The 15070-nt window shown below is 72.0% G+C and carries 12 protein-coding genes; 6 read left to right on the top strand and 6 right to left on the bottom strand.

Annotated features, from left to right (window positions below; genetic code table 11):
* Positions 1 to 3: 3 nt before the first annotated feature.
* The 3 genes from Plo01_RS14750 to Plo01_RS14740 form a co-directional block, all read right to left on the bottom strand.
* Positions 4 to 903, bottom strand: a complete 900-nt coding sequence (locus Plo01_RS14750; protein WP_203891136.1) for a carbohydrate ABC transporter permease — start codon at positions 901 to 903, stop codon at positions 4 to 6.
* Positions 900 to 1889 carry a carbohydrate ABC transporter permease gene (locus Plo01_RS14745; protein WP_239316335.1) on the bottom strand — a complete coding sequence of 330 codons (990 nt, stop codon included), beginning with the start codon at positions 1887 to 1889 and terminating at the stop codon, positions 900 to 902. The genes Plo01_RS14750 and Plo01_RS14745 overlap by 4 nt, the downstream gene beginning before the upstream one ends.
* Positions 1890 to 1975: 86 nt before the next feature.
* Positions 1976 to 3256 (bottom strand): extracellular solute-binding protein, encoded by a 1281-nt coding sequence (locus Plo01_RS14740; protein WP_203891134.1) that lies wholly within the window; start codon positions 3254 to 3256, stop codon positions 1976 to 1978.
* Positions 3257 to 3374: 118 nt separating this feature from the next.
* Here Plo01_RS14740 and Plo01_RS14735 point away from each other — a divergent pair, with 118 nt between their 5' ends.
* Positions 3375 to 4445 (top strand): LacI family DNA-binding transcriptional regulator, encoded by a 1071-nt coding sequence (locus Plo01_RS14735; protein ID WP_275415389.1) that lies wholly within the window; start codon positions 3375 to 3377, stop codon positions 4443 to 4445.
* 125 nt (positions 4446 to 4570) lie between these two features.
* Positions 4571 to 4804: a hypothetical protein gene (locus tag Plo01_RS14730; protein ID WP_203891132.1), complete on the top strand. Its 234-nt coding sequence runs from the start codon at positions 4571 to 4573 to the stop codon at positions 4802 to 4804.
* A 70-nt stretch (positions 4805 to 4874) separates the two neighbouring features.
* Here the strand turns inward: Plo01_RS14730 and Plo01_RS14725 are convergent, their stop codons facing one another.
* Entirely contained in the window at positions 4875 to 6266 is a 1392-nt protein-coding gene (locus Plo01_RS14725) for an MFS transporter (RefSeq protein WP_203891131.1), read from the bottom strand.
* 310 nt (positions 6267 to 6576) lie between these two features.
* Here Plo01_RS14725 and Plo01_RS14720 point away from each other — a divergent pair, with 310 nt between their 5' ends.
* The 3 genes from Plo01_RS14720 (at position 6577) to Plo01_RS14710 (ending at position 10762) form a co-directional block, all read left to right on the top strand.
* Entirely contained in the window at positions 6577 to 8892 is a 2316-nt protein-coding gene (locus Plo01_RS14720; protein ID WP_239316333.1) for a chitinase C-terminal domain-containing protein, read from the top strand.
* A 185-nt stretch (positions 8893 to 9077) separates the two neighbouring features.
* A complete protein-coding gene (locus Plo01_RS14715) occupies positions 9078 to 9680 on the top strand; it encodes a copper resistance CopC family protein (RefSeq protein ID WP_239316331.1) in 603 nt (200 codons plus the stop codon).
* Positions 9677 to 10762, top strand: coding sequence for a CopD family protein (locus Plo01_RS14710; protein WP_239316329.1), 1086 nt, complete (start codon positions 9677 to 9679; stop codon positions 10760 to 10762). The genes Plo01_RS14715 and Plo01_RS14710 overlap by 4 nt, the downstream gene beginning before the upstream one ends.
* A 111-nt stretch (positions 10763 to 10873) precedes the next feature.
* Here the strand turns inward: Plo01_RS14710 and Plo01_RS14705 are convergent, their stop codons facing one another.
* Positions 10874 to 12025, bottom strand: a complete 1152-nt coding sequence (locus Plo01_RS14705; RefSeq protein ID WP_239316327.1) for a hypothetical protein — start codon at positions 12023 to 12025, stop codon at positions 10874 to 10876.
* A 77-nt stretch (positions 12026 to 12102) separates the two neighbouring features.
* Here Plo01_RS14705 and Plo01_RS14700 point away from each other — a divergent pair, with 77 nt between their 5' ends.
* Positions 12103 to 12672 (top strand): GNAT family N-acetyltransferase, encoded by a 570-nt coding sequence (locus Plo01_RS14700; protein WP_203891130.1) that lies wholly within the window; start codon positions 12103 to 12105, stop codon positions 12670 to 12672.
* Here the strand turns inward: Plo01_RS14700 and Plo01_RS14695 are convergent.
* The gene (locus tag Plo01_RS14695) at positions 12669 to 15059 is read right to left on the bottom strand and encodes a xanthine dehydrogenase family protein molybdopterin-binding subunit (protein ID WP_203891129.1); all 2391 of its coding nucleotides are present in this window, start codon (positions 15057 to 15059) and stop codon (positions 12669 to 12671) included. The two genes, Plo01_RS14700 and Plo01_RS14695, sit on opposite strands and share 4 nt — an antisense overlap.
* Between the last annotated feature and the right edge of the window lie 11 nt (positions 15060 to 15070).

Raw genomic sequence — 15070 nt, 5'->3', positions numbered from 1 at the left:
CGTTCATCCCTTCGTAGCTCCAGCGGTCAGTCCGCTGATCAGGTGACGTTCGGCGACCGCGTAGAAAGCCAGCGCGGGCACCATGGCCAGGACGACGTAGGCGAGGGTTCGGGCGATGTCGCTGGAGTACTGTCCCTGGAACTGCTGGACGCCCAGCGGGATGGTCCACCAGTCGGGGTCGTTGAACACCGCCAGCGGCAGGAAGAAGTTGTTCCAGCTGGCCACGATCGCCAGGACCGAGACGGTGGCGAGGGCGGGCCGGGCCATCGGCAGCAGGACGCGCCAGAAGACGCCGAACGGCGTGCAGCCGTCGATGACGGCGGCCTCCTCCACCTCCCGCGGGATCGCGGCGAAGAAACCGCGCAGAATGATGATCGTCATCGGCAGGCCGAACGCGGCCTGGACCAGGATCACCCCGAGCGGGTTGTCGAGCAGCCCGAAGGTGCGCATCAGGACGAACAGCGGCAGGATCGCCACCGCGAAGGGGAACATCAGCCCGGCCGTGAAGATCGTGAAGAGTACTTCCCTGCCCCGGAACGCGAAGCGCGCGAACGCGAACGCGGCCATCGCCGACAGCCCCACGACGAGCACCGTGGTGGCCAGCGCGATGAAGACGCTGTTGCCGATCTGCCGCCAGAAGGAGCCGGAGGCGAGCACCTCGGTGTAGTTCTCCGGGTGCCACGGCGCGGGCAGCCCGAAGGGGTTGGAGGCCAGCTGGGCGTTGTCCTTGAACCCGCCGAGCAGGGCGAACACGAGCGGGACGAGGACGAACACCGCCAGCGTCGCGGCCAGCAGGTGCAGCGAGACCCCCTTGGCGCGCGACGGCCCGGCGGGACGGCGGCGGCGGTCCGGGCGGCGGCCCGCCGCGGGACCGGCCACCGGGCTCGGCACGGGGCTGCTCATCGGTGGTCTCCCATCGTCGTCACGGCGCCCCGGGTGTCCCTCCGCATGACGAAGCGCAGGTAGGCGAGCGCGAAGATCATGCTGAGGACGAACATCACCACGCTGATCGCGCTGGCGTAGCCGATCTGGGTGCGCTTGAAGCCGAACTGGAACATCGTCACGGCCATCGTCTCGGAGGCGTGGTCGGGCCCGCCCGCGGTGAGCACCCAGACCAGGTCGAACAGCTGGATCGTGCCGATGATGGACAGGAAGGCGGCGATGCGGACGGTCGGGCCGAGCAGCGGGAGCGTCACGTACCGGAACTGCTTCCAGGGGGTGGCCCCGTCGATGGCGGCGGCCTCGCCGAGCTCCCTGGGGATGCTCTGCCGGCCGGCCAGGAACAGGATCATGTAGAAGCCGAAGTACTTCCAGGTCATGACCAGGAACAGGGCGGGCAGGACGGTGGACGGGTCGGCCAGCCACGCGCGTTCCAGCTCCTCCAGGCCCACCGCGCGCAGGATCTGGTTGGCCAGTCCGGCCTCCGGCGAGAGGATCAGCGAGAACAGGACACCGGTGATCACCTCGGACAGGACGTAGGGCGCGAAGAACATCAGCCGGTAGACCGCCCTGCCGCGCATCCGCTGGTTGAGCAGGAGCGCCAGGCCCAGTGCGAGCGGGAGCTGGATCGTCAGCGACAGGACGATGATGATCAGGCCGTTCCGCAGGTCGCCGTGGAAGACGTCGCTGGCGAAGAGCCGGGTGAAGTTGTCGAAGCCGATGAAGTCCTCGGGCCGGCCGCCCAGGCCGTTCCAGCGGAACAGGCTGGTGTAGGCCGCGATCGCGATGGGGGCGAGCACCAGCAGGCCGTACAGCACCAGGGCCGGCAGCAGGAACAGGGCGATGGTCGCCAGGCCCCTGAGCCGGCGGCGGCGCCGGTCCGCGGCCCGCGGAAGGCCGGGCCGCGGACCGGCTCCGGGCTGTGCCCGCTTCTCCGGGCGCTCCGTCAACGCCGGATGTGTCATATGCGTTGCTCCGTGTCGGGGGGTGGACGGGCGGGCGGGCCGATCGGCCCGCCCGCCGCTGCCGGACGCCGTTACCCTTCGGCCTTGGCCGTCTCGGTGATGGCGGCCGAGACCTGCTCGGGTGTCTTGGAGCCCGCGATGAGCCCGGCCACGCTGTCGTTGATCTCCTGTCCGACCGCGGGCGGGTAGGCCTGGTCCAGGTAGAGCTGGAAGCCGGTCGCCCCGGCCAGCGTGCCGGCCACGTTCTTGAGGTTGGCGTCCTTGATCGCCTCCTCGGCGCCGTTCACCGCCGGGAGTCCGGCGCCGGACTCCACGAACTGCTTCTGGTTGTCCATCTGGGTGATGAACTTCAGGAAGTCCACGGCCTCGGCGGGGGCGTCCGCGCCGACGGCGAAGCCGTTGCCGCCGCCGAGCGCCTCGGTGGCCGTCCCCTTGCCGCCCTCGACCGCGGGGAAGGGGAAGAAGGCGAGGTCCTCGCCGATGCCGCCGCCGGAGTCCTTCTGCACGGACGGGGCCCACTGCCCCATCAGCTCCATCGCGGCCTTGCCGCCGCCCACCGTGGCGGCCTGCCCGTCGGGCGTGCTGTAGGCCGCGTTGAGGAAGCCCTTCTGGAAGGGCTGGAGGTCGACCAGCTCCTTGAGTCGCTGTCCCGCGGCGACGAAGTCGGGCCCGGTGAAGTCGTGGGTGGTCGCCGCCTGCTTGAGCGCCTCGAGCCCGCCGACGCGCATGGCGAGGTAGGTCCAGTAGTAGTGGCCGGGCCACTTCTCCTTGCCCGCCAGCGCGATGGGGGTGATCCCCGCCGCCTTGAGCTTCTTGACCGTCTCCAGGAAGGCCGCCCACGTCGCGGGCGGCTCCGAGACGCCGGCCTTCTCGAAGAGCTTCTTGTTGTACCAGAAGCCCACCATGCCGACGTCGATCGGGACGCCGTACGTCTTGCCGTCTACCTGGTAGGCGGCCAGCGCCGCCGGGGTGAAGTCCGCGATCGCCTTCGCGTCCCCGAGGTCCTTGACGATCCCGGCGTCGAGCTGCTGCTTGAGCACGCCGCCGCCCCAGGTCGAGAAGATGTCCGGGGCGCTGGCCGCCGTGGTGACGGTGGCCATCTTGGACTTGAACGCGTCATTCTCCATGGCCGTCACCTTGATGGTGACATTGGGGTTCTTGGCCTGGTACGCCTTGACCCACCCCTCGTAAATCGTCTTGTTCGGCTCGGCGGTCCCGATGTGCCACCAGTCGAGAGTGACCTTTCCTCCGCCGGCGGCCGGCTCCGGGCTCTCGCCCGCGTCGCTGCCACAACCTCCGAGGAGGAGGACGGAGGCTGCCAGTACTGCTACACCGTGTCGACGCAGTGACATCGCCGTCAATCCTTTCCGCGTCGCATGAAAGTTTCGGATAGCCCCCGAATGTTTCATGGCCGGAAGCCTAGGTAAAAATCGGGTGAAGCGTCAATAGACCTCGACGGACATTGGGGACATGGGCCGACAACATGTGCATCTCAGGTCCCGAAAGGTTTCGGCTAGACTTCGCCACATGTCCACCAAGAGGCGGGTAACGATCGCTCAGATCGCGGAAGAGGCCGGGGTCTCGGTCCCCACGGTGTCCAAGGTCATCAACGGCAGGCCCGAAGTGGCCCCCGACACCCGCCACCGGGTCGAGCGGCTGCTCCACAAGCACGGCTACCAGCGCCGCGTCAGCCAGGACGACGGACCGGCCGGCCTGGTCGACCTGGTCTTCGCCGAGATCGAGAGCCCGTGGGCCATGGAGATCGTCCGCGGCGCCGAGGACGCGGCCCACGAGGCGGGCGCCAGCGTCGTCATCTCCGTGCTGCACACCCACGCGGGGCCGGGCCGCGACTGGCTGGAGCGGCTCGCCGCCCGCCGCACCGACGGAGTGGTGATCGTCGCGTCCAAGCTCTCCAGCATGGTGCAGGCCCAGCTCACCGCACGATCCCTGCCGTTCGTGGTGGTCGACCCCGAGGGTGAGCCCGCGCCCGGCGTCGCCTCGGTCGGCGCGACCAACTGGCACGGCGGCCTGGCCGCCACCCGACACCTGCTGGAGCTGGGACACCGGCGCATCGGCATGATCAGCGGGCCCGCCGACATGCTCTGCAGCCAGGCCAGGATCGACGGCTACCGCGCCGCGCTGGAGACCGCCGGGATCGAGGCCGCGCCCGAACTGATCCGCCGCGGCACCTTCCTGGTCGACTCCGGGCACGACCACGGCCACGCCCTGCTCTCCCTCGGCGACCCTCCCACCGCGATCTTCGCGGGGAGCGACCTGCAGGCCTTCGGCGTCTTCGAGGCGGCCCGCCAGCGCGGGATGCGCGTCCCCGAGGACCTGTCCGTGGTCGGCTTCGACGACCTCCCGCTGTCCCGCTCGGCCTGGCCGCCGCTGACCACCGTCCGCCAGCCGCTCCAGGAGATGGCCGCGCTGGCCGCCCGGACCGTGCTCGGCATGAGCCGGGGGGAGGCCCCGGAGACCCGGCGGGTGGAGCTCGCCACCGAGCTCATCGTCCGGGAGAGCACCGCCCCGCCCCGGCTGTGATCCCTTCTCCGGCGACCCCTTCCCCGGATTCCCCGGCGTTCCTCAGCGACCCCTCCCTCGGGCGTTTCCCCTTTCACAAAACGGACATAAGCCCCCTTAAAACGAAATATCTCTTGGGGGGTTCCATGAGTTCGAAGTCGCGTCAGACGAAGGCGCAGCACCAGCAGCAGAAGGCGACGCCGGTCCGCAAGGGGCCGGGCCCGGTGACCTCCGCCCAGCTGCGCGAGGAGAAGGGCGGCGGCCAGGGGGCCGGCCGGGGCGCCGGCGGGCCTCAGGGGCAGCGCCAGGCTCAGCGTCTGGCCAAGCAGTCGATGCCGCTGCGCCGGGGTCAGCACACGGGGACCAACCGCCAGTCCTGAGAGCGGAGGAGCGCCGGCGGGCCGGTCAGGGCGTCAGCAGGCCCGGTGCGGCACGGCGCCGGCGGGCCGGTCAGGGCACTGAGCGGATCTTCCAGACGAGGCCGGCCCCGAGCAGGACCAGCGCGGCCGAGACCAGGTAGAGCACGGGATAACCACCCGCGCCCGCCACGATCGGCCCGGCGATGACCGGGCCGAGCACCTGGGGGCCGGAGTTGGCGATGTTGATCACACCCAGGTCCTTCGCGCGGCCCTCGGCCGTGGGCAGGACCTGGGTGACCAGGGCGTTGTCGACCGACAGGTAGACGCCGAACCCGATCCCGAGGATCGCCGCGCCCGCCATGGTCACCGGCCACAGCGGCCAGAACGCGAGCATCACCGCCGGGACCGCGCCGATCAGCCCGGAGACGGTGACCAGCGTCTTGCGGCGGCCCAGGCGGTCGGAGACCACCCCGGCCACGACGGTGGTGAGCACGACGGCCGCCGTGTAGATCAAGATGAGGACGAGCAGCCCGTCCTCGGCCTTCTCCCCGGGGAACAGCCGCTCGTAGCCGACCGCGTCGGCGAGGAAGTACAGCAGGTACAGCGTGGCCGTCGCATTGCCCAGCTGCATCAGGAACCGGGTCAGCCACGCCCAGAAGAAGTCGGGGTGGGCGCGGGGGCTGATCCGGAAACTCCGCAGGAAGGCGCGCGCGTCGAACGGCGGACGGGAGCCCAGGGGCGGGTCGGCGGTGGTGAGGACGAACGGCAGGGCGCACAGCGGGATCAGCGCGGCGATCAGGAGGTAGCCCGCGTCCACGGTGGTGGCGACCATGGTGACCAGCACGACCGCCAGAACCACGCCGAGAGACTGCGGGATCCCGATCCAGCCGGACACCTCGCCCCGCTGCCGGACCGGAACGTGGTCGGGGACCCCGGCGTTCAGCGACGCCTGCATCATGTTGAGCCCCGCCTGGGCCAGGCACCAGCCGATCACCATCCCGATGATCGTGCTCTGCCCCGCGAGGAGGACCAGCGCCCCCGCACCGGCCAGGGCGCCGGCGAGCGTCCAGGGATGCCGCCGACCGGCCAGCCCCGAGCGGCCGAACCTTCCCCAGGGCCGCGGACTCCGCCCGGGCCGTCCCGCGCCGCCCGCCCCGGCCCGCCGGGCCGTGCGGTCGGACAGCGCTCCCACGATCGGGTTGGTCAGCATCGCCACCGCGGCCCCCGCTCCGGTCACCACCGCCAGCGCGGTCTCCTTGCCTCCCGGGGAGATCTGGGCCGCCTGCGAGGGCAGCAGCACCTGCAGCGGCCCGAAGTACCCCATCCAGAGGGCCAGGTTGGCCAGGGAGATCCCGGCGACCCACCACGGCCCCACCCGGCGCGTCGGCTCGGCGAGCGCCGGGGGCGGGCCGCCGGCGGAGACCGGGGCGGAGGAAGGGGAAGGAGCCTCGGGCGGATCCGGGACCGGCTGGGCGACGCTCATGGGATGGGCACTCCGTCCTCGCCATGGTGAACCGTGCGCCCGGCAACGTGAGGCGTGCTCGGATGTTACGCCGCCTCCCCGCCCGGCAAAAGCCCTCTCCCACAGACGGGGGGCGCGGAGGTGGCCGTCGCCCTAATTATCAAGAAAGTTTCCTAAAAGAAAGGATTGACGGTCCAGGTGGGAGGGCATAGTTTCACGATCAACAACCCGGACGGGGGCGGGCCGGGCGTGTCCGACAGGTCCCATCGCATGGGGATCCACCGGACGCCCCGGGCATTTCCACGCCTGCTCGTGAAAGGTGGCACCCCCCGTGTCCTCACGCCTGCGCACCGGCCTCGCAGCGGCCGGCGCGTCCCTCGCCCTCCTCGCCGGAGCGCTCACCGGAGCACTCTCCGGGACGGCCGCCGCGGCCGTCGACCACGAGACCTGCCGCCCGGACGGCCTCTACACGACGCCGGGCCTCGCCGTCCCCTACTGCCTGGCCTACGACGAGAACGGCCGGGAGAAGATGGGGGCCGACCACCCCCGCCGGATCATCGGCTACTTCACCGGATGGCGCACGGGCAAGAACGGCCAGCCGTCCTACCTGGCCAAGGACATCCCGTGGAGCAAGATCACCCACATCAACTACGCGTTCGCGCACGTCGGCGGGGACAACAGGATCTCCGTCGGCGCCGACGGGCCGGACAACGCCGCCACCGGAATGGAGTGGCCCGGGATCGACGCCCTCGACCCCGCGCTGCCGTACAAGGGGCACTTCAACCTGCTGAACAAGTACAAGAAGGCGAATCCGGACGTCAAAACGCTGATCAGCGTCGGCGGCTGGGCCGAGACCGGCGGCTACTTCGACTCCTCGGGCAACCGCGTGGCCTCCGGCGGCTTCTACTCCATGACCACCAACGCCGACGGCTCGGTCAACCAGGCGGGCATCGACGCCTTCGCCGCCTCCACCGTCGACTTCATCAGGAAGTACGGCTTCAACGGCGTCGACATCGACTACGAGTACCCGACCTCGATGAAGGACGCCGGCCACCCGCTGGACTGGCAGCTCGCCAACGCCCGCCGCGGGTCGCTGATGAAGGGCTACGTCGCGCTGATGAAGACCCTGCGCGACAAGCTCAACGCCGCCTCCGCGGCCGACGGCAGGTACTACCTGCTGACGATCGCCTCGCCCTCCTCCGGCTACCTGCTGCGCGGCATGGAGACCTTCCAGGTCACCCAGTACCTGGACTACGTCAACATCATGTCCTACGACCTGCACGGCGCCTGGAACGAGTTCGTCGGCCCCAACGCCGCGCTCTACGACGACGGCAAGGACGCCGAGCTGGCCAAGTGGGGCGTCTACACGACCTCCCAGTACGGCGGCATCGGCTACCTCAACACCGACTGGGCCTACCACTACTTCCGCGGGGCCATGCAGTCCGGCCGGATCAACATCGGCGTGCCGTACTACACCCGCGGCTGGCGCAACGTCACCGGCGGCACCAACGGCCTGTGGGGCAAGGCGGTCGGCGCCAACTGCCCGACCGGCCTGACCTCCTGCGGCGACGGCGCGCGCGGCGTCGACAACCTCTGGCACGACCTGGAGAACGACAGGGAGGTCAGCGGCGGCGGCAACCCGCTCTGGCACGCCAGGAACCTCGCCGAGGGCCGCATCGGCTCCTACGCCTCCGTCTACGGCCTCGACCCGAACGACCCCGAGGACAGGCTGACCGGCGCCTACACCGAGCACTACGACCCCACCCTGGTCGCGCCGTGGCTGTGGAACCCCACCAAGAAGGTGTTCCTGTCCACCGAGAACGAGAAGTCGATCGGAGCCAAGATCGACTACGTCAAGGACAAGGGCATCGGCGGCATCATGATCTGGGAGCTGGCCGGCGACTACGACTGGGACGCCGCCAAGGGCGAGTACTTCATGGGCGACACGCTCACGACCCTGATGTACGACAAGCTCAAGACCGCCGCGCCGTACGGCGCCGCCCGCGCCAAGGTCGCGATCCCGAACGAGAAGCTCGACGTGCGGATCGAGGCGGGCGGCTTCCCGGTCGGCGACAGCAACTACCCGATCAGTCCCAAGCTGACCATCACCAACAAGTCCTCGGTGACGATCCCGGGCGGCGCGGAGTTCCAGTGGGACTACCCCACCGCCGCGCCGAACAACGCCAAGGACCAGTCCGGCTTCGGCCTGAAGGTGATCAGCAGCGAGCACTCCACCGTCGGCAACGTCGGCGGCCTGAAGGGCGACTTCCACCGCGTCTCGGTGAAGCTCCCCGCCTGGCAGTCCCTGGCCCCCGGCGCCTCGGTGACCATGGACTACGTCTACTACCTGCCCGTCCCCGGCCCGGCCAACCACACGCTGACCTTCGGCGGCAAGACGTACGGCCTGGCCTTCGAGAACGCCCGCGGCGCCACCACCCCCGGCCCGGACCCCACCCCCACGCCGACGGTCACCGAGGACCCGGACGGCACCTGCGCCGACCCCGCATGGGAGGCCGGGAAGGTCTACACCGGCGGCAACAAGGTCTCGCACAAGGACCGCACCTGGGAGGCCAAGTGGTGGACCCAGAACAACGAGCCCGGCACCACCGGCGAGTGGGGCGTCTGGAAGGACCTCGGCCCCTGCTGACCCCTCCGTGACACCCCTCAGCCCGAGCGGACGGCTCCACCCGCCCGCTCCGCGGCTCCCGTAGCTCCCGCTGACCCGGCGTGACGGCCCCCGGGCGGCGGAGACAGGACCGCCCGGCCCGGAGACCCCGGGCCGGGCGGTTCGATTCCCGGGGTGAACGGCGGGGATGGGAACATGGTCGGGCTATGAGGACATCGAACGGAAGGCCGCGACCGGTGCGGCGGCTGCTGACCGTCATGCTGCTGACCGGTGCCGCGCTGCTCGGCGCCGTCGCGCCCGCGCAGGCCCACAACGTGCTGATCGGCAGCGACCCCGAGGACGGGGCCGAGATCGCCACCGCGCCAGAGAAGATCACGCTCACCTTCGACCAGCCGGTCCGGCAGGGATTCGCGAAGATCACCGTGACCGGCCCGGACGGCACCCGCTGGGAGGACGGCGCGACGGCCGTCGCCGGGGAGAAGGCCACGGTCCGGGTCAGGCCCCTGGGACCCGCCGGCGAATACGTCGTGGGCTACCGGATCCTGTCCTCCGACGGTCACCCGGTGGCGGACACGCTGAAGTTCACCCTGACCGCCCCGGGGCCGGGCACCGCCTCCCGGCCCGCCACGGACGCCCCGCCCACCGCCGCGCCCCCGAGCACACCCGACCTGAGCGCCCAGGCGGCCGAGGCCGCGCAGAACGGCGGCGCGGGGATGGCCGTGGTGTGGATCGCCGGGTCGCTGGTCGTGCTGGGCGGCGCCACGGTCGTGGCGCTGCGCCGCACTCGCGAGCGGGAGGGGACGAAGTGACCGCGGGAGAGAGCGGAGCGGCCACGGCCGCCGGGCGGACCGGCGAGCCCGGAACGACCGGAACGACCGGAACGACCGGAACGACCGGGAGGCTGCCCGCCTGGGGCCTCGTCGCCGGGGCGGTGTCCGCCGTCCTCGTCGCGACGGCGTTCGGCGCCGCGGAGGCGGTGCCGGGCATCGCGCTGCCCTCCCCGGTGGTGGAGTACGGCCTGCCCGTGCTGCGCGTGCTGCTGGATCTGGCGGCGGTGGCGGTGGTCGGCCTGAGCTTCCTGCCCAAGCTGCTCGGCTTCGACGACCCGGAGCGCACCGAGCCGGTGATGCGCCGGGCCCGGCCGCTGGCGCTCTCGTTCGCCTGGGCCTGGGCGGTGCTGGCGCTGCTGACCATCGTCTTCCTGGCCGCCGAGCTGAACCCCGGGACCTTCCCCACCCCGGGAGCGGTCGCCGCGTACGTCGACAAGTTCGGCGCGGGCCAGGGCCTGCTCTTCAGCGCCGCCTGCGCGCTGGCCTACGCCGGGATCGGGCTGCTGGCGGTGCGCTTCGGCGAGAAGGTCCCGGCCGAGCTGCGGATCGTGATCGCCCTGTTCGGCCTGCTGCCCATCCCGGTCACCGGCCACGCGGTGGACTCCGTGTGGCACGACCCCATCATGGTCTCGATGGAGTTGCACGTGCTGGGCGCGGCGGCGTGGACCGGCGGGCTCGTGGTGATCGCGGTGCTGGTCGCCCCGGAACGGGAGCTACTGGCCCGGATCCTGCCGAGGTTCTCCCGGCTGGCCACCCTCGCGCTGGTCGTGGTCGGCCTCTCGGGGCTGGTGAACGGGCTGGGCACCATGGCCCTCACCCCCGGGGTGCAGCTCCCCGGCGACCTGCTGTCCAGCGAGTACGGCCTGCTGGTGCTGGCCAAGGTCGCGCTCACCGCCCTGCTGGTCCCGCTCGCCGCCCACATCCGCTTCCGCCTCCTGCCGCGGATCGAGCGGCGGGAGGGCACGGCGGTCGCCGCCTGGGCGGCGGCCGAGGTCACCGTCATGGGACTGGCCTACGGGATCGCGGTGGCGCTGACCACCGCCCAGATCCCGCCCGGATGACCGGCTCGGCGCCCTCGGACGGCGCCGGAGACGGCGAAGCGGGGGCGGACGCCGCCCCCGCTTCGCCGTCTCCGGTGCCGGTGCCGGTTCCGGTTCCGGTTCCGGCGAGCGCTATCCCGGCGTCCGGCTGAGCGCGGGGTCCGCGTTCCGGGCCCGGAGCCGGTAGCGGGTGAGGAACCACTCGCCGGCCAGCCAGAGGGCGGCGAGCCCGGCTCCCCCGATCGCCATGGTCACCGGGCTGATCAGGGGCGGGGAGGCCGCCCACGCGTTCTGCACCCGCAGGACCTGGTCGACGACGAGGGTCGCGACGAGGGAGCCGGCCAGCGCCCGGACGACCGGGTTGCGGATCAGGAACGCCAGGTCGATCGCGAGCGCCCCGGCGATCAGGAAGGCCGGGACCGCCGAGCGCGGGAAGTCCGCCACCGCCAGCAGCGGCCAGATCAGCGTCCGGTAGGCGACGTAGGCGCCGGCCACGGCGGTGGCGGCGAACATCTTGCCGATCATCGCGCGGGCGAAGACGAGCACGATCATCGCCGCCATCGCGGCGTAGAGCGGGTAGACCTGGTCGGGCACCGGCAGCGCGAACCTGACCACCATCTCGCGGTCGATCGCGCGGCCCATCTGGTCGGCGGCGAACTGCAGCAGGATCGGCTCGGCCTCGGGCTTCCCGGCGTCCCACGCCCGGATGCCGAAGACGCCGTACTCCTGGTGCTGGGCGGGGAACCAGACGTTCTCGAACATGAACACGAACAGGCCGCCCAGGACGAGCGTGCGCACGCGTCCGGGCGGGGCGCCCGTGAACCAGCCGCGGATAACACCGGCGAGCATGAAGAACGTGCCGATGTACAGCAGCATGTGCGACGGGCTCCACGACGTGATGTCGAGCCCGTTGACCCGGTGGTTGATCAGGTCCAGCGGAACGGCGATCAGGAACGTCCCGGTGCCCCACTGGATGAGGCGCTGCGCGGTCCTGTCCACGCCGTAGCCGGTGTAGACGTGGATGATCGTGAGGGCCACCACGATGACCGTGCCGACGCTGTTGAGCAGGTGCGGCGGCGCCAGGTCGTCCCGGAGCCACTTGAAGTGCCAGGAGACGTCCCAGGAGGCTCCGAGCACCTTCAGGGTGAACGCGGCGAGCCATCCGAAGTACAGCACCCGGAACAGCTCCGGAGGAGTCTCCCTCCCCGCCTGCCCGCGGGTCCAGTACGGCAGAGCCCACGCGGCGACCGACATGGCTCTTTTTCTCAGGCTTACTGCTGTCACGCGTCGAAATGATGCCTGGCCTTGATGAAGACCGCAATCAGGGATGCCCCGGAGACGATGGTGAATAATTGCCAGACATGGAGTCTTTTGTTCGGAAAGGCGGCCCCGACGACGTCGAAGCCGTCCTGAAGATCAAGAACGCGACCTGGAGAACCGCCTACCGGGACCTGCTCCCCCGGGATTTCCTCGACGGGATGAGCGTCACGCGCCGGGCGGTGGAGGCCTGGCGCGGCCTGATCGGCTCCGGTGAGCAGCATCTGTTCGTGGGCGGGCCCGGCGGGGAACCGGAGGGGGAGATCGCCGGCTTCAGCCTGCACGGCCCGGCCCGGGACGCGGGGATCGACGGCGGGGAGGTCTACGCGATCTACGTGCTCGCCGGCCACTGGTCCACGGGGCTGGGCCTGGCCCTGATGACGCGCTCCGTCGAGCACCTGCGTGAGCTGGGGCACCGGGAGGCGGGACTGTGGGTGCTGACGGGCAACGCGCGCGCCCGCCGCTTCTACGAGCGTTTCGGCTTCACCCCGTCGGGCCGCGAGCAGGACGTGGCGGGCCTGCCGTTCCCGGTTCCGGAGGTGCACTACCGCATGTCCCTGGACCCGGCGCCCTCCTCTCCCTCCCGGCCCGCCCCCGCCCGCCGGACCGCCTAGCCCTCACGGTCCTCGCGGACCGTCCGATCCGCGCGTTCCCCCTCCCGGTCCGCCTCCGCCGCCAGCGCCGACCAGACCGCCTGCGGGGTCAGCGGCGTGCCGGTGATCCGGCCGGCGATCCCGGGCAGGGCGGCGGCCACGGCGTTGCCGATCGCCGCGGGCGGCCCGATCGTCCCGGCCTCGCCCACCCCCTTCATCCCGCCGGGCGTCACCGGGGACGGCGTCTGCATCAGCCGTACCTCGATGTCGGGCACGTCCGGAGCCGCCGGCGGGAGGTAGTCCATCAGGGGCTGCCCGCCGGGCGTGTAGGCCAGTTCCTCGGTCAGCGCCATCCCGATTCCCTGCACGACCCCGCCGCGCAGCTGCCCCTCCACGATCGCCGGGTTCACCACCACGCCGCAGTCGTTGACCACCCAGTAGCCCTCCACCTCGACCGCGCCCGTCTCCGGATCGACCGCCACCGCCGCCGCGTGCGCGCCGAAGGCGCAGGTGTAGGAGGCGGGGTCGTAGGTCACCCGCTCCTCCAGGCCGGGATCGACCCCCTCGGGCAGGTCCCACGCCCGCCACGCCGAGACCGCGATCTCCGCCAGGGTGCGGGAGGCCGCCGGGTCGCCCTTCACCCGGACGACGTCACCGGCGATCTCCACGTCGGCGGGGGACGCCTCCAGCTGGTGGGCGGCGATCATCGTGATCTTGTCGCGGAGCCGTACGGCGGCCCGGACCAGCGCCCCGCCGCCCAGCACGAGCGCCCGGCTGGCGATGGAGCCCACCGGGGAGTACGGCGTGGCGGCCGTGTCCCCCAGCAGCACCCTGACCCGCTCCAGCGGCACCCCCACGTGGTCGGCGGCCAGCTGCGCCAGCGTCGTCTCGATGCCCTGGCCGATGGCCGCCACTCCGGAGGCGACGACCACCGAGGCGTCCTGCTCCATCCGCAGCACGGCCGTCTCGTAGCCCCCGGCCCGGGTGCCTCCCCGCCGCATCTCCTCCGAGGGGCCCATGCCGGTGGCCTCGACGTGGCAGGAGAACCCGATCCCGCGCCGCCTGCCGTCGTCGCCCCGCCGGTCGGGACGCCGCGTCCGCACCAGTTCCCGCAGCGCCTCCAGCGCGGCGGGGTAGTCCCCGGAGTCGTGGGGCAGCCAGGTCCGGGAGGTGTGCGGCAGCTCGTCGGGGCGCAGCAGGTTGCGCAGGCGCAGCTCCACCGGGTCCACGCCCAGCAGGCGCGCGGCCTCGTCCACCAGCCGTTCCCGGGTCCAGGTCGCCTCGGGCTGGCCGAAGCCCCGGTAGGAGCCGGTCGGCGTGGTCGTCGTCACCGCCGCGCGGACCCGCGCGCCCACCCGATCGAACCGGTACGGCCCCTGCAGCGTCACCCCCGTCACCGCGAACGGGGAGATGCCGGCGTTGGACGGATGCGCCCCGAGGTCGCCGAGGATGTCGCAGTACAGGGCCCGGAACCGCCCGTCACCGTCGAACGCCAGCCTGGCCCGGTGCACGGCGTCCCTGGCGGGCAGGGTCGCCGCCAGGTGCTCGCTGCGCGACTCCGCCCACCGCACCGGACGGCCCAGCCGGATCGCCGCCAGGCACACCAGCGCCTCGTCGGGATAGACGTGCTCCTTGCCGCCGAAGCCGCCGCCCACGTCGCACGCCACCACGCGCACCCGCCCGTGGCCGAGCCCGAGGGCGTCGGCGAGGTGGTCGCGGACGTGGTGCGGCGCCTGCGTGGAGGCCCACACGGTCAGCTCGCCGTCCTCGGACGAGGCCGTGATCCCCCGCGGCTCCATCGGGTACGGCGTCGCCCGGCCCAGCCGCACCGTCAGCTCGACCACGTGCTCCGCCGCGGCGGCGGCCGCCTCGCACTCGGCCGGCGGGTCCCCCAGCGGGAAGTCGGTGACCAGGTTGGAGCCCCACTCGGGATGGAGCAGGGGCGCGTCCCCGGACAGGGCGTACTCGGCGCCCAGCACCGGGGGCAGCTCCTCGATGTCCAGATCGACCAGCTCGGCGGCGTCGTGGGCGGCCGCCTCGCTGCGCGCCACCACCAGCGCCACCGGCTGCCCGGCGTAGCGGATCGCGTCCGCCAGGACCGGGTAGTCCACGGCCCGCTGGCCGGGCGCGAGCGTCACGCACGGCAGGCGCACCCCCGCCGCATCCGCGGGGGTCAGCACGTCCAGCACGCCGTCGGCGGCCAGCGCGGCCTTGACGTCGCACCGGACCAGCCGCCCGTGCGCGACCGGGCTGCGCACCACGACCGCGTGCGCCGTCCCGGGCAGCCGGACGTCCCCGGCGAACCGGGCCCGCCCGCGCACCAGCCGGGCGTCCTCCCTGCGGGGAACCCGCGCGCCGACGTATCGCCCGCCGCCCCGTCCGTCGTCGTGTCGCCCATCGTCGCTCATCACCCGATGAT

This window comes from Planobispora longispora (genome assembly GCF_016863135.1).
Lineage (GTDB): Bacteria > Actinomycetota > Actinomycetes > Streptosporangiales > Streptosporangiaceae > Planobispora > Planobispora longispora.
This window is presented reverse-complemented; position numbering and strand designations above follow the sequence as displayed.

Coding starts and splice junctions, on each gene's coding strand:
- Plo01_RS14730 (WP_203891132.1), top strand. CDS start 4,571: ATGAGTTCGAAGTCGCGTCAGACGAAGGCGCAGCACCAGCAGCAGAAG.
- Plo01_RS14740 (WP_203891134.1), bottom strand. CDS start 3,256: ATGTCACTGCGTCGACACGGTGTAGCAGTACTGGCAGCCTCCGTCCTC.
- Plo01_RS14750 (WP_203891136.1), bottom strand. CDS start 903: ATGAGCAGCCCCGTGCCGAGCCCGGTGGCCGGTCCCGCGGCGGGCCGC.
- Plo01_RS14700 (WP_203891130.1), top strand. CDS start 12,103: ATGGAGTCTTTTGTTCGGAAAGGCGGCCCCGACGACGTCGAAGCCGTC.
- Plo01_RS14695 (WP_203891129.1), bottom strand. CDS start 15,059: ATGAGCGACGATGGGCGACACGACGACGGACGGGGCGGCGGGCGATAC.
- Plo01_RS14715 (WP_239316331.1), top strand. CDS start 9,078: ATGAGGACATCGAACGGAAGGCCGCGACCGGTGCGGCGGCTGCTGACC.
- Plo01_RS14725 (WP_203891131.1), bottom strand. CDS start 6,266: ATGAGCGTCGCCCAGCCGGTCCCGGATCCGCCCGAGGCTCCTTCCCCT.
- Plo01_RS14735 (WP_275415389.1), top strand. CDS start 3,375: ATGGGCCGACAACATGTGCATCTCAGGTCCCGAAAGGTTTCGGCTAGA.